Source organism: Sphingomonas sp. AC435 (assembly GCF_979253005.1).
On record NZ_CEEDCJ010000001.1, the window covers coordinates 533,132 to 551,667 of the forward strand.

18 protein-coding genes and 3 pseudogenes are annotated in these 18,536 nt (G+C 62.9%); 6 read left to right on the plus strand and 15 right to left on the minus strand.

All coding sequences use genetic code 11. The features are described from left to right. Positions 1-275: 275 nt before the first annotated feature. Positions 276-689 (plus strand): annotated as a pseudogene (locus AC0CH8_RS02430) (transposase); the annotation flags it as partial. 807 nt (positions 690-1,496) lie between these two features. Here the strand turns inward: AC0CH8_RS02430 and AC0CH8_RS02435 are convergent. Beyond that, positions 1,497-2,246 (minus strand): annotated as a pseudogene (locus AC0CH8_RS02435) (IS5 family transposase). Between the two features lie 368 nt (positions 2,247-2,614). On the opposite strand from AC0CH8_RS02435, the gene AC0CH8_RS02440 reads away from it, so the two are divergent. From AC0CH8_RS02440 to AC0CH8_RS02460, 5 genes and pseudogenes are all read left to right on the plus strand, one after another. Beyond that, complete coding sequence (locus tag AC0CH8_RS02440; RefSeq protein ID WP_465238531.1) at positions 2,615-3,550, plus strand: DEAD/DEAH box helicase; 936 nt, start codon at positions 2,615-2,617, stop codon at positions 3,548-3,550. Positions 3,551-3,592: 42 nt separating this feature from the next. After that, the gene (locus tag AC0CH8_RS02445; RefSeq protein ID WP_465238532.1) at positions 3,593-3,979 is read left to right on the plus strand and encodes a helicase-related protein; all 387 of its coding nucleotides are present in this window, start codon (positions 3,593-3,595) and stop codon (positions 3,977-3,979) included. A gap of 10 nt (positions 3,980-3,989) precedes the next feature. Next, positions 3,990-4,229: pseudogene (locus AC0CH8_RS02450) on the plus strand (transposase); the annotation flags it as partial. After that, a complete protein-coding gene (locus tag AC0CH8_RS02455) occupies positions 4,133-4,711 on the plus strand; it encodes an IS5 family transposase (protein WP_465238533.1) in 579 nt (192 codons plus the stop codon). The pseudogene AC0CH8_RS02450 and the gene AC0CH8_RS02455, both read left to right, overlap by 97 nt. Positions 4,712-5,213: 502 nt before the next feature. Continuing rightward, complete coding sequence (locus AC0CH8_RS02460) at positions 5,214-6,482, plus strand: tyrosine-type recombinase/integrase (protein ID WP_465238534.1); 1,269 nt, start codon at positions 5,214-5,216, stop codon at positions 6,480-6,482. 354 nt (positions 6,483-6,836) lie between these two features. Here AC0CH8_RS02460 and AC0CH8_RS02465 read toward each other — a convergent pair whose 3' ends face one another. The 14 genes from AC0CH8_RS02465 to AC0CH8_RS02530 all read right to left on the minus strand — a co-directional run bounded on the left by AC0CH8_RS02465 (position 6,837) and on the right by AC0CH8_RS02530 (position 18,536). Further along, positions 6,837-7,949 (minus strand): DUF4062 domain-containing protein, encoded by a 1,113-nt coding sequence (locus AC0CH8_RS02465; RefSeq protein ID WP_465238535.1) that lies wholly within the window; start codon positions 7,947-7,949, stop codon positions 6,837-6,839. Between the two features lie 363 nt (positions 7,950-8,312). Continuing rightward, on the minus strand, positions 8,313-9,053 hold the full coding sequence (gene arsH / locus AC0CH8_RS02470; RefSeq protein ID WP_465238536.1) for an arsenical resistance protein ArsH: 741 nt from the start codon (positions 9,051-9,053) through the stop codon (positions 8,313-8,315). Next, positions 9,053-9,376: a YnfA family protein gene (locus AC0CH8_RS02475; RefSeq protein ID WP_465238537.1), complete on the minus strand. Its 324-nt coding sequence runs from the start codon at positions 9,374-9,376 to the stop codon at positions 9,053-9,055. The genes arsH and AC0CH8_RS02475 overlap by 1 nt, the downstream gene beginning before the upstream one ends. Then, on the minus strand, positions 9,373-10,659 hold the full coding sequence (locus AC0CH8_RS02480) for an arsenic transporter (RefSeq protein ID WP_465238538.1): 1,287 nt from the start codon (positions 10,657-10,659) through the stop codon (positions 9,373-9,375). Before AC0CH8_RS02480 ends, AC0CH8_RS02475 begins: the two co-directional genes overlap by 4 nt. Next, complete coding sequence (gene arsC / locus AC0CH8_RS02485) at positions 10,659-11,087, minus strand: arsenate reductase (glutaredoxin) (RefSeq protein ID WP_465238539.1); 429 nt, start codon at positions 11,085-11,087, stop codon at positions 10,659-10,661. The genes AC0CH8_RS02480 and arsC overlap by 1 nt, the downstream gene beginning before the upstream one ends. 11 nt (positions 11,088-11,098) lie before the next feature. Further along, positions 11,099-11,431, minus strand: coding sequence for an ArsR/SmtB family transcription factor (locus AC0CH8_RS02490; protein ID WP_465238540.1), 333 nt, complete (start codon positions 11,429-11,431; stop codon positions 11,099-11,101). A 193-nt stretch (positions 11,432-11,624) separates the two neighbouring features. Then, positions 11,625-11,975 carry a DUF3147 family protein gene (locus AC0CH8_RS02495; protein ID WP_121905639.1) on the minus strand — a complete coding sequence of 117 codons (351 nt, stop codon included), beginning with the start codon at positions 11,973-11,975 and terminating at the stop codon, positions 11,625-11,627. A gap of 32 nt (positions 11,976-12,007) precedes the next feature. Beyond that, positions 12,008-12,925, minus strand: a complete 918-nt coding sequence (locus tag AC0CH8_RS02500; RefSeq protein ID WP_121905640.1) for a cation diffusion facilitator family transporter — start codon at positions 12,923-12,925, stop codon at positions 12,008-12,010. Next, entirely contained in the window at positions 12,925-13,362 is a 438-nt protein-coding gene (gene copM / locus AC0CH8_RS02505) for a CopM family metallochaperone (protein ID WP_259466945.1), read from the minus strand. Before copM ends, AC0CH8_RS02500 begins: the two co-directional genes overlap by 1 nt. After that, entirely contained in the window at positions 13,359-14,042 is a 684-nt protein-coding gene (locus tag AC0CH8_RS02510) for a ZIP family metal transporter (RefSeq protein ID WP_121905642.1), read from the minus strand. The genes copM and AC0CH8_RS02510 overlap by 4 nt, the downstream gene beginning before the upstream one ends. Positions 14,043-14,073: 31 nt before the next feature. After that, positions 14,074-14,454 carry a hypothetical protein gene (locus tag AC0CH8_RS02515; protein WP_121905643.1) on the minus strand — a complete coding sequence of 127 codons (381 nt, stop codon included), beginning with the start codon at positions 14,452-14,454 and terminating at the stop codon, positions 14,074-14,076. Then, positions 14,451-14,966, minus strand: coding sequence for an SRPBCC family protein (locus tag AC0CH8_RS02520; protein WP_465238541.1), 516 nt, complete (start codon positions 14,964-14,966; stop codon positions 14,451-14,453). Before AC0CH8_RS02520 ends, AC0CH8_RS02515 begins: the two co-directional genes overlap by 4 nt. Then, positions 14,953-15,294, minus strand: coding sequence for a DUF190 domain-containing protein (locus tag AC0CH8_RS02525; RefSeq protein WP_121905544.1), 342 nt, complete (start codon positions 15,292-15,294; stop codon positions 14,953-14,955). Before AC0CH8_RS02525 ends, AC0CH8_RS02520 begins: the two co-directional genes overlap by 14 nt. Continuing rightward, positions 15,291-18,536, minus strand: coding sequence for an efflux RND transporter permease subunit (locus tag AC0CH8_RS02530; RefSeq protein ID WP_465238542.1), 3,246 nt, complete (start codon positions 18,534-18,536; stop codon positions 15,291-15,293). Before AC0CH8_RS02530 ends, AC0CH8_RS02525 begins: the two co-directional genes overlap by 4 nt.

Consider the following 18,536-nt stretch of genomic DNA (forward strand, 5'->3'; position numbering starts at 1 on the left):
TAATCAACGTATATCTACACAACGACATAATGCGATATTTCACCAGCCTATAGTGTAATCAATTGCCCAGTTTTGAAACACTGTTAAAACTTTATTGTTAGCGACTAAAGTGAAATTATTTTCGTTTGGCTTGCCGGGGTGCATCTGCCCGGGAGAGCTGCCCCTTCTGAGTGGTCCATCGACGATGGCGGTCTGGATCGAGGAAGGGACGACGAACGCCTGCCAGGAAGCACAAGCCTGAGGAGATTACCGGCACGCTGCGCGAGGTTGAGATCATGCTGGATCAGGGCGGCATGACCGCCGAGGCCGGTCGGCGCATCGCGGTCAGCAAGCAGACCTGCTATCGCTGGCGCAAGGAGTAGGGTGGCCTGGAGACGGATCAGGCTCGGCGCGCATGAAGGATCTGTAGAAGGAGAACCCTTCGACAAGCTCAGGAGAGCCCCCCGGCTGCGCCGCGCGATCTCGGACCTGACGCTGGACAAGCTCATCCTGCAGGAGGCGGCGCGGAGAAACTTCTGAGCCTCGCACGGCGTCGTCGGTGCATCGATCAAGTGCGAGAGGTGCTGGAGGTATCCGAGCGACGGGTGTGCCGCGTGCTCGGGCAGCACCGGTCGACACAGCGCAAGGTGCCGTGTGGGGCAGATGACGAGCAAGCGCCTACCCAGGACGTCGTCACGCTGGCCAAGCAGTGCTCCAGCGGAGCGGCGCGCTGCTCGCCCGGATAGCCGTAGAAGAACTCGATCAGAGCCTCCGCCTCGCCGGTGACCTCATCAATGGCAACAAAGCACAGGGCACGGGGAGTCCGGCCGACACGCCGATCGGGAAGGCGAGTGCCTCCGACCACATCTGCTGCGCCTTACAGTCGTCCGCCTTCTTAAACAGGTACTTATGGCCGGGGATCAGGAGGGGGTGGCGCGAATTCGCAGGAGCGACGAGGGTTCGCTTGGATTTCAAACCGTATCAGTGGATGCCAAACTCTTCGTCCTCGGCCCACTCCCTATGCGGATGGGAGCTTGGAGCGACGGGATGTGTCGGCCATGACCACGGACTGCTTCGCCAAGCGGGCGAGATCAATCGGAAACACCACGCGGCCCGCATCCCTCGCTGGCGTCTCGTCGCACCCAAGGGTCCGATTAGTATTTGCGCAACTCAGTGGACGATTGTGTGCGGTGATGTCCCGGTGATGCCCGACGTTCGCTCACACACCGGAAACGTCGCACAAGTCGTTAAATGCCACTGGCCCTTACAAACTTCTTAGGTGATCAGCGCAATTGCAACCGCTTAGCACAGTTTCTGCTACTTTAGCGAAACTCACTTCGTTCAACCATGTTACCTATGAAGTTCGCAAATCTGGGGCACGTTTGATCCTTTAGGAGCGCTTGCTGAAAGAGGTGGCAGTGCTCTCGTTCGATCGGCCAATCAGGGAAGCCGCTCGTCGCCTTCTGACGCGATCGGCAGGCTAGAGCTGCGCAGGTACAGCTAGGGTGTGTGGGGATTCATCGTGAGTTGATGACGGCAGCGGTGAGGTAGATCATCGCGGAGAAACTTTGGTCGGTTTTGCAGGCACGCATGGCGATGCGTTTGAAATCCTTGAGCTTGCAAAGAAGTTCTCGATGAGATGGCGCCACTTGTAGAGGTCGCGGTCAATCCGGAACGCGCCGATCCGCCGAGGGTGCTGGGAGATCACGATCTTGGCACCGCTCTGGTTGAGGTCAGTGATGATCGCGTTGGTGTCGAACGCCTTGTCCGCGATCAGCCCGCGGAAGGTGACGCCATCGAGCAACGGTTCGACGCCGATCGTGTCGAACCGCTGTCCGGGCAGTAGCTCGAAGCGTACGAGATTGCCCAACGCATCGGTCAGCGCCAGGATTTTGGTGGTCACGCCGCCTTTGGAGCGGCCGATGGCCTGGCTCTGAGTCCCCCTTTTGCGCCTTGTCCATGACGTGAACCTTCACGATCGTGGCATCGACCATCGCATATTCCATGTCCGGCTCGTCCGAGCAGGCATCGAATATCCGCTTGAACACGTCGGCAGCGCGCCAGTCACGAAACCGGCGAAAGGCTGTGCTCCAGTTGCCGCGATGCACCGGCAGATCACGCCACGCACTACCCGTGCGAGCGATCCACAGCACCGCCTCCATGAACAGCCGGTTGTTCGTCCCGCTGCGGCCGGGATCCGTCGCCTTGCCCAGGCAATGCGGTTCCATCCTCGCCCATTGGGCGTCGGTCAAAATCAAACGATCCATCCGCAACTTGAATCACGTCCACGGCGACATGTGAATCCCCACAAGCCCTAGTCCAAGTCGGCCAACCTAACTCGGGCATGTCGGCCCTGTCGGTTGCGAATACCGGCAATAGCGGCAGGCGCTGCCATGCCACTAACAACGAGGAAGGCGCGTCGCGGGCTGCGAGCTGCACTTGTAGATGCTCGACGGGATCAAACGTCAGACGGACTCAAGTTGAGCAACGGTATCGACGAATGGCTGAGTCAGCGATCCCGGCATTGCCATAGCCGACTGCTTGGCGGCTGGTCGCCAACGGACGCCTGAAGCTGAAGTTCGCCTTTGCGGAGCACGTCGACGACGCCAGGCTCTATCATGAGAAGATCGGCATCGTGACGCTCGAGGATGGCGACCAGCTGGCGTTCACCGGGTCGGCCAACGAGACGGGCTCGGGACAGCGCCGCAACTACGAAAGCATCGACGTCTTCCGCGGCTGGCTCCCGGACGAACGGCGCCGCGTCGAGGTCAAGGGCGCCCAGTTCGAGGAGGCATGGAGTGATGCCGCGGATGGTCTGCGGGTCCTTGAGCCGACGCCGGCCGTCATCGAGCGGCTGCGCGCGCGGGCGCCGAGGAATCCGGGGCCGGCGAAGGAGGGTGCGGCCGTGGAGGCGCCTCCCACGCCGTCGATGTGGCGCCATCAGGACGAGGCGGTCGCGGCGTTCATGGAGACCGGTGCCGGCGTCCTCGAGATGGCGACCGGCACGGGCAAGACGCGAACGGCCTTACGCATCCTCACCGACCTCGCCGTCGCTGGCGACGTGGTCTCGGCGGTCGTGACGATGGACGGTACCGATCTACTGGACCAGTGGACCCTTGAGCTGGAGGAGTGGGTCGCCAGGTCCGGGCGGCGCTGGGTCATCTACCGCCAGTATGAACGCCACCACGATCTGGACGAGTACCTGCTTGATCCGGCGTCCTCGCTCATGGTGATCTCCCGCGGGCAGCTGCCGCGCCTCATGCGGGGGTTGAGCAAGGCCAATGCGGCCAAGGCGATAATCATCCACGACGAGGTTCACGGGCTGGGCACGCCGTCTTCCGTGCGCGATCTTGATGGCACGCATGACCGATTCCGCTGGCGGCTCGGTCTCAGCGCCACGCCGGACAGAGCCTACGACGCAAAGGGCAACGACTTCCTCGAGAGCGAGATCGGTCCCGTGCTCTACCGCTTCCCGCTAGAGGCGGCGATCGCGAGGGGTGTGCTCAGCGAGTTCGACTACGAGCCGCTGCACTACGACCTAACGGACCGCGACCGTCAGCGCCTGCGCTAGGTCTACACCAAGCAGGCGAGCCGTGCCCGTGAGGGGCGTCCGATGAGCCAGGAGGAGATCTGGACCGAGATCGCGCGGGTCTACAAGACGGCGGAGCTCAAGCCGGACGTGTTCGCCGACCGTCTGGCCGAGGACCCGACCATCGTCGATCGCTGCATCGTCTTCGTGGAAACGCGGGAATATGGCGAGCGCATCCTGGAGATCGTGGACCGTTACACGCATCGCTACCGGACTTATTACGCGGATGACGACCGGGCGCATCTCGTGGCGTTCGCCAACGGCGAGATCGACTGCCTAATCACGTGCCACCGAATCTCGCAGGGAATCGACATCCGGTCTTTGAACACCGTGGTGCTGTTCGCGTCCGCGAGGGCTCGGCTGGAGACTATCCAGCGTATCGGCCGGTGGGGATCAAGCGGTACGAGTTGAGCGAGGCGCAATGGTTGCGGATTGCGTCGCTGGTCCGGGCAAGACGGCTGATCCTGGCCGAACGGGTGCGGATAACCGCTTGTTCGTGAATGGATGTTTGTGGGTGCTGCGCTCTGGCGCGCATTGGTGCGATCTTCCGGAACGCTACGGCAAGTGGAAGACGGTGCACCGGCGTTTCAGCCGATGGTGCCATGCAGGCGTCTGGGAGCGCGTGTTCGAGGCGCTGACGGCCGACCGGGACAACCAGTATCTGATGATCGACAGCACCATCGTTCGCGCTCACCAACAGGCAGCGACCGGAAAAGGGGGGCCAAGGATCAGGCGCTGGGGCGTTCCCGAGGAGGGCTGACGACCAAGGTTCACATGCTCGCCGACACGTTCGGCCGGCCCTTGCGCTTTCACATCACGCCCGGGCAAGCCAGCGACATCGCTTCGGCACCTGGACTGCTCGAAGGCCAGCGCGGCAAAGCCGTACTTGCCGACAAGGCGTATGACGGCAATGACTTACGTAGCCAGATCGCCGCGATGAACGCCGAAACCGTGATCCCGTCCAAGCGCAACCGTAAGGTCGCCATCCCGCATGATGCCGCCATCTATAAACATCGCAACCAGATCGAAAGATGCTTCAGTCGCCTCAAGCATTTCCGACGCTTCGCCACTCGCTACGACCGCCGAATCATCCACTTCACCGGCTTCGTCCACCTCGCCGCCGCCATGATCTGGCTGCGATGAATGTCGATCCGTCCTAGTTCATCGTGCGGAAAGCGGTTCGCATTAGACTGACAGCACCCCGACGGAGGATCATCCACTCCGGACGGCTGATAGCCTTCGCTTCACCATCCGAGCATGTGCCAGCGCCACGACTCGCTGCGAAGCTCCACGTCCTTCGGTCGATAACGGCGTGCCGTCCGGCGCGGCGCCGCAACGCTTGGACGCTTCTGTCGATCCGCTCCGTAGCGAACGGCGTGATGCCCTGGTGATGCCTGGCTCATCGGACGCGGCCCCGAAGGGCTTCTAAGTCATTGAAAAAATGGTGCTGCCGGTGAGGATTGAACTCACGACCTCAGCCTTACCAAGTCCACGATAAGTGTTTGATAGCGTTGCCTAATGTTGCCCGACGTGGGTTTCCCTGAGTGCAAGACCGATAGTATCCTAGTCTCGATTGCTCACTGCTGCCTCCCGTTTCCTTCGGGCTGAGTGCCGGATGAGTACCAATCGGAACAGGAGGACTGAGGTGGCAACGGCGAAGGTTTCCAAGAGGACGGTGGACGCGATGGAGGCGCCCGCCGAGGGCAAGCGGACTTGGCTCTGGGACGACCAGGTTAGGGGCTTCGGCGTCGTCATGTCCGCGTCGGGGCGTAAGGTCTACGTCGTCCAGTATCGCGTCGGCGGGAAATCGAACACGGCGAAGCGACTGACGATTGGGACGCACGGGTCGCCCTGGACCCCCGACGCCGCGCGCGAACGGGCGCTGGAAATGCTCAGGGTGGTCGAGACGGGCATCGACCCGGCGATGGCCGAACAACTCGCGGCCGAGACCGAGGAGGCGGCCGCGCGCGCTAGACGCGAGTTCGGGTTCGGCGCCTTCGCCGACCGCTTCATCGAGAAGCACGTCATCGCCGGTCAGCTCCGCAGCCGGAAAGACATCGAGGGCACCTTCGACCGCGACCTGCGGCCTTGGTTCGGCGAGCAGCTCGTGACCGAAATCACCAATAAGGACGTCAAGAAGATGCTGGCCCACGTCGGCGAACGGAGCCGTTCGGCGGGGAACAAGGCCTACAAGTGGCTCAGTCGCATGTACACGTGGGGCATCCAGCACGACCAGCTTGAGAGCCATCCGCTGGTCGGACTCAAGCGTCCGTTCCCGGAGCCGAAGCGGGAGCGCGTGCTCCAGAAGTTCGAGATCAAACTCGTCGTTGGCGTCGCATCGAAAATCACCTGGCAGTTCGGAGCCCTTGTCCTCCTGCTCCTTCTGACGGGACAGCGGCTGCGCGAGGTTGCTGGCATCCGGTGGGACGAGATCGATCTCGCCAAGAAGGAATGGATCATCCCAGGCACCCGCACGAAGAACAAGCGGGTCCACCTTGTGCCGCTGAGCCGACAGGTTATGGCTCTTCTCAAGCACCTGCGGAAGCTGACGTTGGGCGATGGCCTCATCCTGACCACCACGGGCAAGACCCCAATCTCAGGCTTCTCGAAGGCGAAACTCGCCATCGACGAACTTGTCGCTCGCGCGACCAACCGGATCGTTGCGGACTGGGTGATGCACGATCTGCGGCGCACAATGGCCACGGGATGCGCCGAACTTAAGGTTCCGCTCGAGCATTCTGAGGCGGTGCTCAACCACATCTCCGGCACGCAGGGCGGGATCGCCGGTACCTACCACCTATACCGCTATGCTAAGGAGAAGCGGGCAGCGTTGCAGCGTTGGGCGGACCGGGTCGAGGCGATCTGCGGCGTCATTCCGCTCATTGGCCCACAAATGAGCGACCCGTGCGAATGATACCCGTCAAGGTTGGCCACAATGTATGGCCTGATGGCGCGGTGCACGTTGGGCCCTGGCTGAGGCTAATGCCCACGCGGCGCGGCAAGTCGCGAAGCGAGGATACACGCACCGTGGCTGGTTGATTAACTTGCGCGGGAAAAATCGTGTCGTTCGGCTGCGCGCCAAGCGATCTCCCACGACAAGGGGCGTCTAGCTGAAGTGAGCGGTAACCCGGGGACGGCTGCCGGGCGACGATCGTGCTGCTCGACAGGATCCGGGCGCTCAGTTGATCGAGAGAAGTCACGTCGACACCCCTCAGTCGACTGCGCCCACGTCAGCGAGCACGTCGACACCCGCTGGCCGAGGGATGATCTATCTGAACTGCCGCCTCAAAAGCGTCACAAGATCCTCGACCATGCGGGTCCGATCGAACTCCAGCGCGGCACGCGGCCGGTCGGGCGGCTGAAAGTGGATCGGCGGGCGCTCGCCCTGACTGAACGCATTAGACATCGTCATTGAATTCGGGCTTGCCGCGTCCTCGCCACGCGTCCGCCAACCCATCACTCCGTTGCCGGCCAAGGATATCGCGACCACCAACCGCGAGAGGCGCTGCGCATCGTCGATCCGGCCCATGATATCGGCGGCACGGGCCAGACCACGGTCAAGGGCGTCGATGACGTTCTCCTCGATCAGGGCACCCATCATGCCGGTACCCCTTGCGACGGGGACGCTGAGCCGTATCGATCCGCGCTCGTCCAGTAGGATCTCGGCACCGGTGTCCTGGACCAGTCGCAGCATCCCCGCGGGAAGATCCTGCTTCGAGCCGTGTGCGGGATCGAAAATCGGATGCCCCCCATAGGTGGCCTCGCGCAGGAGCATGCGGGCGAGTTCCGGCTTCTCGATCTCCATCGGCCGCAGGATAGTCTGGGCCGGCCCGCCGACGACGGCGATGTGCAGCAACGGGCCGGTCATCCGCACGAAGCCCCGATCCTCGCGCGGAATCAGCGCCTGCGCCCGCGCCAGCATCTCGGTAGCGTCCACCGCGGCCGTGGCGCTCGACAGCTCCAGCCTGTGAATAGTGCGCGTCATCTGATCGCGCAGATCGTCCGCGTCGCGGAACCCACCGCGAAACAACCCGCCGGTCCAATCCTGCACCTCCCGGACGAATTCGGCCTGCCGGGCGTCACGGTCAACGCCGTCCTGAACGAATGCGATCACGGGCCGCCTGTCCTTCGCCTCGCGCCATTCCTCGTGCGTTGCGGAGAGATCGGAGTTGGGCTGCACCGCGCCGTAGGCGCTACCGAGCACCATCACCACGAGGTCCGAATCTCGCACACCTTTCAGACAGGCGATCCTAGGCGACGTCAGGCCGGGATCAAACGTCTCGGCCGTGACGGGCTGATGCCCAAGCGACCGGACGGCCGCGACGGCGGCGGCGCGCATGTCCTCGAAACCGGCGATAAGCGAACTGATGAAGATCTTCATTTGCTCAAGATGGCGATTAGTGTCGTTCCATCAAGCGGTTGCCGGTCTGGGCATCGACCTGTTCCCAAGACTGTCGTCAGGAATGCGCCCCAATCTCGGCCGTTCGCCCGGTTCCTGCATCCTCCTGAAACCTGCCGTTCGTTCAGCTCACTTGGCGATACGCCCTGACGGCTGAAACTGGGACATTCACGTCTTTCGCGCCAGCCGCCTTGGACGGCGGCTTCGACCAGGAGCGGTCATCCCGGATGACGTTATCAAAGCCTCCATACGCGAAGATTGATCGGGCATTCCCGAGCAAGTCTTGGGCAGGGGCGGGTCAGGATCAACCCCTCGCTGGTGTCGTAAACGTTCCGGTTCTGAAACCTATTTGCTTGTGGCGATACTCGACAGGTCCGTTACGCTGTCGATTGGCACCCCAGCCTCCTTGCGCTCGGAGTAGCGATTGACGAGCTGGACCGCATGAGGGCGCAGCAGCACCGTGAACCGCACCAGTTCCTCCATCACATCGACGATCCGGTCATAGTAGCTGGACGGCTTCATGCGCCCGGCATCGTCGAACTCATTGAACGCCTTGGCAACGCTCGACTGGTTCGGGATCGTGACCATCCGCATCCAACGGCCCAGCACGCGTAGCGTGTTGACGCTGTTGAACGACTGCGACCCCGCCGATACCTGCATGACCGCCAGCGTGCGCCCTTGCGTTGGTCGCATCCCGCCCATCGACAGCGGCAGATGATCGATCTGCAGCTTCATGATGCCGGTAATCTGGCCGTGCCGTTCGGGGCTGCACCACACCTGACCCTCCGACCATAAGGACAGTTCACGCAGCTCGTGAACGGCCGGATGGTCGTCGTCGGCGACCTGATCGGGCAACGGTAACTCCGAGGGATCGAAGATGCGCGTTTCACACCCGAAGAAGCGGAGCAAGCGCGCCGCTTCTTCGACGCACAGCCGGGAAAAGGACCGTTCGCGCAGCGAGCCATAGAGCAACAGGATACGCGGAGCGGGATCGAGCGATCCGAGCCCTAGGGCCGGCCGCTCGATGGCATAGGCAGGATCAAGCGCCGGCAAGGTGTCGGGATCGTGGAGAGTGCGTAGCGGCATCAAGCGGTTCGTGGTCCCAAGATGATGATGCAGGTGCCAATCAGACAGAGCGCCGCTCCACTGACATCCCAGCGATCGGGCCGCACGCCCTCGACAGCCGAGAGCCAGGCAAGCGATGCGCAGATGTAAATGCCGCCGTAAGCGGCATACGCCCGTCCTGCGGCATCGCTGTCCACGCGGGTCAGGAGCCATGCGAACAGGATCAGTGAGACGACGCCGGGAGCAAGCCACAAGGGTGACTTTCCCATGCGAAGCCATGCCCAGAAAGCAAAGCATCCGCCGATCTCGGCAAGCGCCGCGCCGATGTAAATCAGGGCTGTCATCCGATCGTGATCCTCAATGCCAAGGCGGCAAGCGTGACCAGCAGCACCGGAACGGTGAGCGTCACGCCAACGCGGAAGTAATAGCCCCATCCGATCCGCACGCCCTTCTGGCCGAGGACGTGAAGCCATAACAGCGTCGCAAGCGAGCCGATCGGCGTGAGCTTGGGACCCAGATCGCAGCCGATGACGTTGGCATAAATCATCGCTTCCTTGATCGCGCCCGTGGCGTGGGTGGCGTCGATCGACAGCGCCCCCACCAGCACGGTCGGCATGTTGTTCATCACCGACGACAGGACGGCCGCGATCACACCTGTGCCGAACGCGGCGCCCCACACGCCGCCTTGAGCGGTGCGATCGAGCAGCGCGGCCAGATGGTCGGTCAGGCCCGCGTTCCGCAAGCCATAGACGACCAGGTACATGCCGAGAGAGAAGATCACGACCTGCCACGGCGCGCCGCGCAGCACCTTGCCGGTCTGGATCACATGGCCCCGCCCCGCGATCACCAGCAGGAGGACTGCGCCAGCAGCGGCGACGGCGCTGACCGGCACGCCAAGCGGTTCGAGAAGGAAGAAGCCGGCGAGCAATAGCGCCAAGACGATCCAACCGGCGCGGAAGGTCGCGACGTCGCGGATCGCTTCGCGGGGCGCACGTAGCGCGCCTACGTCATAGTCTTCCGGTATGTCGCGCCGGAAGAACAGCAGCAGCGCGCCGAGCGTGGCGGCGATCGATACCAGGTCGACCGGCACCATGACGGACGCATATGTGCCGAACCCGATTTTGAAAAAGTCGGCCGACACGATGTTGACGAGGTTCGACACGACCAGCGGCAGGCTGGCCGTGTCGGCAATGAACCCGGCCGCCATGACGAACGCGAGCGTCGCATTGTCCTTGAAGCCTAGTACCCGCAGCATGGCGATGACGATCGGCGTCAGGATCAGCGCCGCGCCATCGTTGGCGAACAGCGCGGACACCGCCGCGCCGAGCAGCACGATCAGGACGAACAGTCGGCGACCATGCCCCCTGCCCCAGCGCGCGACATGCAGTGCCGCCCACTCAAAGAAGCCGGCTTCATCTAGCAAAAGGCTGATGACGATGATCGCGACGAACGCGGCCGTCGCGTTCCAGACGATGCCCCACACTACCGGCACGTCGGACAACGTGACGACGCCCGCGAGCAGCGCCACGACGGCACCACCCATCGCGCTCCACCCGATGCCGAGGCCCTTGGGTTGCCAGATGACGAGCGCGATCGTGGCGACGAAGATCAGGACGGCAAGCAGCATCAGGCGACGCGCTGCCCCGACGCATCGACTACCTGTTGTCCGTCCTCCTTCGCGAATGCGCCGAGCTGATCGCCCGGCAGCAGATCAAGAACGGCTTCGGACGGCCGGCACAGCCTTACGCCGAGTGGCGACACGACCAGCGGCCGGTTGATGAGGATCGGGTGCGCCATCATCGCGTCGACCAGGGCATCATCGGACAGCGACGTGTCGCCCAGGCCCAACTCTGCATAGGGCGTCCCCTTCTCGCGCAGCAGCTCGCGGGGCGTGATCCCGGCGCGGGCGATCAGCTGGACCAGCAGCGCGCGCGAGGGCGGGGTTTTCAGATACTCCACGACATGCGGCTCGATGCCGGCATTGCGGATCAGGCCGAGCGTGTTGCGCGACGTACCGCATTCGGGGTTGTGATAGATGACGATATCGACGGCCACGGGGCGTCCTTTCAGCAACAGGTGGTAAGCTCGGCGATCAGCGGAGCGCACAGCTCCGCATTGCCGGCGCAGCAATCCTTGACGAGGAACAGCGTGAGCGCGCGCAGGCCACCCAGATCGGCACGGTAGATGATCGAGCGGCTATGCCGTTCGGATCGCACCAGTCCGCCACGGGCCAGAATGCCGAGGTGTGCGGACATGGTGTTTTGCGGCACGTCGAGCTGGCGGGCGATTTCGCCCGCCGCCAGGCCATCCGGTTCGTGCCGCACCAACAGGCGAAACACGTCGAGCCGCGTTCCTTGTGCGAGCGCACCTAGTGCTGAAATTGCCGAGTCATTTTCCATATATCCAGATTAACAGATATCTGAATTAAATCCATCCTTGTTCTTGGCCTTATGCTCAACAAGCAGCTGCGTTTGGATGTACGTCCGTCGTCCAGGATCGCGTCGACGGTGTCGATCACACGCCGTGCCGACCATGAAGTAACAAAGATGCGGGGCGGATCGTCCCGCAAACCGGCATGCGGCGACAATGACGTTAGAGGCGCACACCGAGGCGCGGCGCGATAAAAACTAGCCCAAGATAAAGCAGCATTGTCAGCAGGCATCCTGCGCTAAGCGACAGCCAAAACGGCACATGGCGATCAAGCAACGCCGGGATCAGCAGAAACATCGGCAGCGACGGTAACACGAACCAGAACGTCGCGCCGGCGTGTGAGGCCATCAAAGCCCGATCTTGCGTGTCGCGCCACAACCATATCATGCCCAGCACCGAGACGAGCGGCAACGATGCAACCAACGCGCCGATGCCGGGACTTCGCTTGGCGATTTCCGACACGGCCGCGATGATCGCACCGGAGATCAGTGCCTTGATGACGACATAGAGCATCCGCCGGTTGTGACTTCTAATCGTCTCGCTGACTAGCGGTGAAGGTGTTGATCGTCCTCGCACGCTTGCGAAGGCGCTTCGGTCTGGATCGTCGAATGTTCGATCCCGAACCTTTCATCGAGCGTCGTCGTGACCGCAACCCTGACGCCATCGGGATCAACACCCTCGCCGAGCGTCACGTGCGCGGTGCAGTTGATCTCGTCGGTAGCCATCGACCAGACGTGCAGGTCGTGAACGCCAGCAACACCCGGAATGGCGGCGATCGCAGACCGGATTTCCGGCAGCTTCAGCCCGCCAGGCACGCCTTCCAACAACACGTTGATCGTGCCCTTGAGTAGCACCCAGGTTCGCGGCAGCACCCAAAGCCCGATGCCGACGGCGATGATAGGATCGACCCAGGTCCAGCCCGTAAACCGGATCGCAAGCGCGCCCAGGATCACGCCGACCGAGCCGATCATGTCGGCCCAGACCTCCAAATACGCCCCCTTGACGTTGAAACTCTCGTCCTTGCCAGCGGTCAGCAGCCGCATCGAGGCGAAGTTTACGATCAGGCCGATGACCGCGACGATCAACATGCCGGTCGACTGGATCGCTTGCGGCTCGCGGAAGCGCTGGATCGCTTCGTAGAGGATATACATGGCGACGACGAACAGCAGCATCGCGTTGAAGGTCGCGGCGAGGATCTCCAATCGCTTGTAACCGAACGTCCGCTTGTCGTCGGCAGCCTTCTTGCCAAGATGGATCGCCATCAACGCGATAACGAGACCGGCGACATCGGTCATCATGTGCGCCGCATCGGACAGCAGCGCGAGACTGTTGAACACAAAGGCGCCGACCACTTCCGCAACCAAATAGGTCGCGGTAAGCGCTAGCGCCCATCTGAGCATCTTCGCGTTGGCACCGGCCGTATGGTCGTGGCTATGTCCGGCTTCGCCGTGGTCGTGGGCCATTATCGGGCTTCCTTCTTCGCGGCCTGCCGCTCGGCGAGCCATGTCTGCATTGTCTGGATTTCGGCTTGCTGCGTCCGGATCACCTCCTGCGCCATCGCACGGATCTTCGGATCAGTTCCGTTGGCTATCTCGGCGCGCGCCATTTTCACCGTACCTTGATAATGCGGGATCATCCCGCGCAGGAAGTCGGCATCGGGATCGCCGGTCGACTGCATCGCCATCCCGGCCTGTCCGTGGGCAGCGTTCGATCCGTGGATGGCATCGGTCGCACCCGCTTCGTTCGATGCGAACTGCCCTGCTGGTTTGCCGCCGGAACATGCGGACAGGGCAACCATGGCGGCCAGAAGCGCGCACCGCGCCGTGACGATCGACATTCTCTTCTCCTGACGGGGTTTGTTGCAGCGCCTATGGACGACGCCCACGATAAGGCCGGTCACATCGCGATCTCTTCGATCAGCAGCAGCGCGAGGAAGCCGACGAAAAACATGGCGCTGATGAGTGGTGAGTCCGGCTTCTCGTGCGCCTCGACCAGCAGCTCTTCGGTGACGAGGTAGAGCAGCGCCATGAGGCCGAAGCTCAGGAAACCGGTGATCCACGCCGGTGACAGGAGCGCCACCGGTTGCGCGACGAGCGCGCCGACCGGCATCAGCAGTGCCAGTGCGCAAGTCAGGCTGATCGCCTTAATCTTGCGATACCGGGACGTCAGGTCGTTGGTCAGCGTCAGGGCCAGGAACAGCACTTCGAGCGTCAATGCGACCGCCAGCAGGGTGCCCGCCTTCTCGCCGGCAATGAAAGCGAGGCCGAGGACCAGGCCATCGATCGCCAGATCAAGCCCGATCGCGGCGAGCAGCGCCACGGGGCCTTCAAATCGGCTTTCCGCCGCCTTGAGGCCGAGCATCACCGCGACACCGATCGCGCCGCCGATTAGCGTCGCGGTTGGCGATCCGCCGTGCATCACCAGCGGCAGGATCTCGGTCGCTGCCGCGGCGAACACCACGCCAGCCGCGAGATGCTGCATCGCCGCTACCAGCTTCTCGCCAGGCGTGCGCCAACCCGCAATGAGCGCGCCGATAATGATCGCCACCATAGGGATCAGGGAGAACTTGAGCGCTGCCATCGTCAGCGCTCCCAGCCATAGAGCGTTGCCATCATGACGCGTTTTCCTTCGTGCAGAGGATCGGGCGCTTGCCCGGTGCCTCGATCTTGATCTGATTGCCGGCGAAGGTGGCGCTTTCCACGTCGCCGACATATTGGAGGCCCTGCATCGGCGCGGTCAGGACGGTCGGCGCCGCGCGCGCGTCGCGCCGGAACTCGACCGTGAGGCCCTGATCCTTGTAATCAACGATGAGCGTCTGATCGTCGTCGCATCGGTAGAGATGGCGGCCAGGCGCCCCACTCGCCACGCCGCTGTCGCCGGCGTGAATTTCCTGCTCGGTTGGCGGCCCCTTCTGGGGTTGCTCGGAACAGGCGGCGAGCGCCAGCGCGAGACAGACACCGGCACGGCCAAATCCGGTTCGAAAGGGTATCATCTGTGCCCCCGGGTTTTCCGACCGCCATGACGTGGCGACGCAGGACGCGGCTTCACACCGGGTTGCACTGCCAACCGCCGCAATTGGCGGTCCAGACACAGGTCGGACTGCACGAGTCCGGCCTGTAGTTTCCGGCGCAGCAGCGCTGTCCACATCCCGCTAAGGAAGCCGTGAAGGCACAAGCTATGTCGCAAGCGGGTGCCGACAGGATCGCGCTCCAGCTCATAAATTTCTTCGAACTGCAGAAGCTTCGCCACCCCCGCGGTCCAGGCGAACGCGACCGGCTTTTCGACACGGGTGATGTCGGCCGCCGTCGTTACAGGCTTCCCAAGCCCTCCGATGAGGAAGCTGTACGTTGCCTCGCCACCCTCGACCGCTTCACCCGCGAGTTGGGTGAACGGCTTCCATTGCGAATGCGCGGCGAAGTCCGTGAGGACCGACCACACGCGCAGCGGAGATGCCGTCAGAATCACGACATTCTCGATCGCGGCGCCATGCTCAACGTCCGTCATCGCCCGCGTCCGCATCGGCATGAAGGGCGACGATTTCCACCGCCTCCAGCGTTATCAGGCCGATACCCTTCAAGTCGCGCAGTCCCGCTATGAAGGTCCGGAGTTTCGCCTCGTCGTCGACGATCTCGATCACCACCGATCGATCGTTCTCGAGGATATGACGACGGTGCGTGTGCGCCGATCGCCCGATCCCGATCATCGCCTCGATCACCGTCGCACCGCCGAGACGGGCGTCACGCGCCCGCTCGGCAATGAGTTCGAAGACCTTGCGGTCCCCAAAATACGCATTCTCGTCGGTATACACCCGCAGCAGTTTCATCATCGTCATGCCGTGGCCCCCTCGTGTGCGTCGGTCGGTTGGTCGTCATCCTTTGTTCGTTTGCCTGACGTCGCCCCCAAGACGACCTTGGCGATGGCGGGAAGGACCAGCAGCGTCAGGATCGTCGCGGCGACGAGCCCACCGATCACGGTGACGGCGAGCGGCTTCTGCACCTCCGCGCCGGTGCCGTGCGCGAGCGCCATCGGCACGAAGCCGATCGCGGGCACGAACCCGGTCATGATGACCGCCCGCATCTTGTCGGCCATGCCTGCCCGGATCGCCTCCGCGACCGGCATCCCAGCTTCGCTGTGATCCCGGATCGCGGTCATCACCACGAGCCCGTTCAACACCGCCACACCGGCAAGGCAGATGAACCCCACGGCCGCCGACACCGAGAAGTTGATCCCGGTTAAGGCGAGCGTGAACACGCCGCCGGCGAGCCCCAGCGGCACCGCCAGGAACACCGATGCAGCCCTGCCGAATCCGCCGAGCGCCATGTAGAGCAGCCCGAAGATCGCCAGGAAGCAGAGCGGCACGACGATCGACAAGCGTGCCGAGGCCGCCTGCAGGTTCTCGAACTGACCACCCCATTCGAGGTAGTAGCCGGCCGGCAGCTTCACTTTCGCGATCTTTGCCTGCGCTTCTGCCACGAACGAGCCCGCATCGCGTCCGCCAAGGTTTACCTGAACGACGACACGACGCTTTCCGTTCTCCCGGCTGATCTGGTTCAGCCCCTCGGTCAGCCGGATTTGTGCCACCTGTGCAAGCGGCACCTGTGCCCGGGGACGTCCTTCGACTTCCGGCAGCAGCACTGGCAGCGACCGAATGTCGTCGAGGTTGGCACGCGTCGCCTCGGGCACGCGCACGGTGACGTCGAACCGACGATCGCCCTCGTATACCAATCCCGATTCACGCCCGCCCAAGCCTGCCGCGATCGTATCGGATACATCGCGCACCGTGAGGCCGAGCCGCGCGATGGCCGCACGGTCGAGCTTCACGTCGAGCGCCGGCGCGCCACCGACCTGTTCGGCCTTGACGCTTGTGGCACCAGGGACGGTCTGCAGGACACGCACCATCTCATTCGCGGTCTGCGACATCTTGTCGAGATCGTCACCGTAGAGCTTGATCGCGACGTCGCCGCGGACGCCGGCAATCAGCTCGTTGAAGCGAAGCTGGATCGGCTGGCTGACCTCGTAAAGGTTACCGAGCAGTCCGCCCGTCGCCTTTTCAATCTTGGCGACGACATCGGCTTTGGTAACGCCCTCGGCCCATTCATCCTGGGGCTTCAGGATAACAAAACCGTCCGAGACGTTCGGCGGCATCGGGTCGGTCGCGACTTCTGCGGTACCTGTCTTGGAGAACATCAAGGAAACTTCGGGGATTTTCTTCACCGCCTCCTCGACCTTGCGCTCCATCAGCAGCGATTGTTCGAGACTGACCGAGGGCACGCGTGTGGACGCGAAAGCCAGGTTCTTTTCGTCAAGCTGGGGGATAAATTCCGATCCCAGCAACCCGAACGCCGGGATCGCCGCCAGGAAGAAGGCAAGTCCGCCGAGGATAAACGGCCACGGCCGCGCAATCGCCTGATCTAGCAGCGGGAGATAGCGCTCCTTGGACTTGCGGATCAGCCACACGTCCTTTTCCGCGACCTTGCCGCTGATCAGGATAGCAACCAGTGCGGGAACAAGCGTGATCGCAAGCACGAATGCCGCCACCAGCGCCAGCATGATCGTGATCGCCATCGGCGAGAACGTCTTGCCTTCGGTGCCCGTGAAGGTCAGCAGCGGCGCGAATGCGAGTAGGATGATAGCTTGCCCGAAAACGGTCGGCTTGATCATCTCCTGCGCCGCCCGCATCGTCTCTTCCAGCCGTTCCCGAAGCGCGAGCAACCGGCCTTCATGTTCCTGTCGATGCGCCAATCTGGCGAGACAGTTTTCGATGATGATGACTGCGCCATCCACAATCAGACCAAAGTCGAGTGCTCCCAGGCTCATCAAATTGCCGGGGACGTTGAACGCGTTCATTCCCATGGCCATCATCAGGAACGAAAAGGGGATTACCAGCACCGCGATCACCGCGGCACGCCAGTTGCCCAGCAGCAGGAACAGCGCAACCGCAACAAGGATCGCGCCCTCGGTCAGGTTGCGCTGCACCGTAGCCACCGTAGCGCCGACCAGCTCGGCCCGGTTCAGCACTACCTTTACCTGTATCCCGTTTGGCAGGGTCTTGGTTATCTGATCGAGCTTGATTGACGCCTGTTCGGCAACGACGCGGCTGTTCTGCCCGATCAGCATCAGTACCGTGCCGATCACCGCTTCCCGCCCGTTCATGCTACCCGCACCCGTGCGCAGATCGCCGCCGATGCGGACGTTGGCGATCTGGCCGATCGTAATCGGCGTTCCGCCGCGCGTTGCCGCGACTGCGTTGCGGATTTCGTCGACCGTCCGCACGCGGGAGTCGACGCGCACGAGATAGGCTTCGCCGCCCTTGTTATAATAGTTGGCGCCGACCGCGAGGTTGGCGTTTTCAAGCGCCTGCCCCAGCTCGCTGTACGAGATGCCGAAGCTGGCGAGCTTTGTCGGATCGGGCTCGACCACGAACGTCTTGGCAAAGCCGCCGATGGAATCGACGCCTGCCACGCCTTTCACCGAGCGAAGCTGCGGACCGATGATCCAATCCTGCACGGTGCGCAGATAACCGGCTTTCTCGACAGCGTCGGTCAACCGTTCGCCTTCCGGCGTCAGGTAGCTGCCATCGGGTTGCCAGCCGGGTTGTCCCGCCACCTTCTTCGCGCCTTTTCCGTCCGGATTAGCGTAGCCGACTGTGTACATGACGATCTCGCCGAGGCCGGTCGTTACCGGTCCGATCTGCGGTTCCACGCCGTCCGGCAAGTTCTCGGCGGCCTGTCGGAGGCGCTCGCCGACCTGCTGCCGCGCGAAGTAGAGGTCGGTGCTGTCGGTGAAAATCGCGCTGACCTGGCTGAAGCCGTTGCGTGAGATGGAGCGCGTCGTTTCGAGGCCGGGGATGCCGGCGAGCGAGATCTCTACCGGGTAGGTAACGAGCTTTTCGATCTCGACCGGTGAGAGCCGCGGATCGACCGTATTGATCTGAACCTGTTTGGTGGTGATGTCGGGCACCGCGTCGATCGGCAGCTTGGTAAGCTGCCACACGCCGAGGCCAGCGATGACGAGAAATAAGGCTAGGACCGTCCAGCGGGCGCGGACGGAGAGCGCCATGAGGTTGGCTATCAT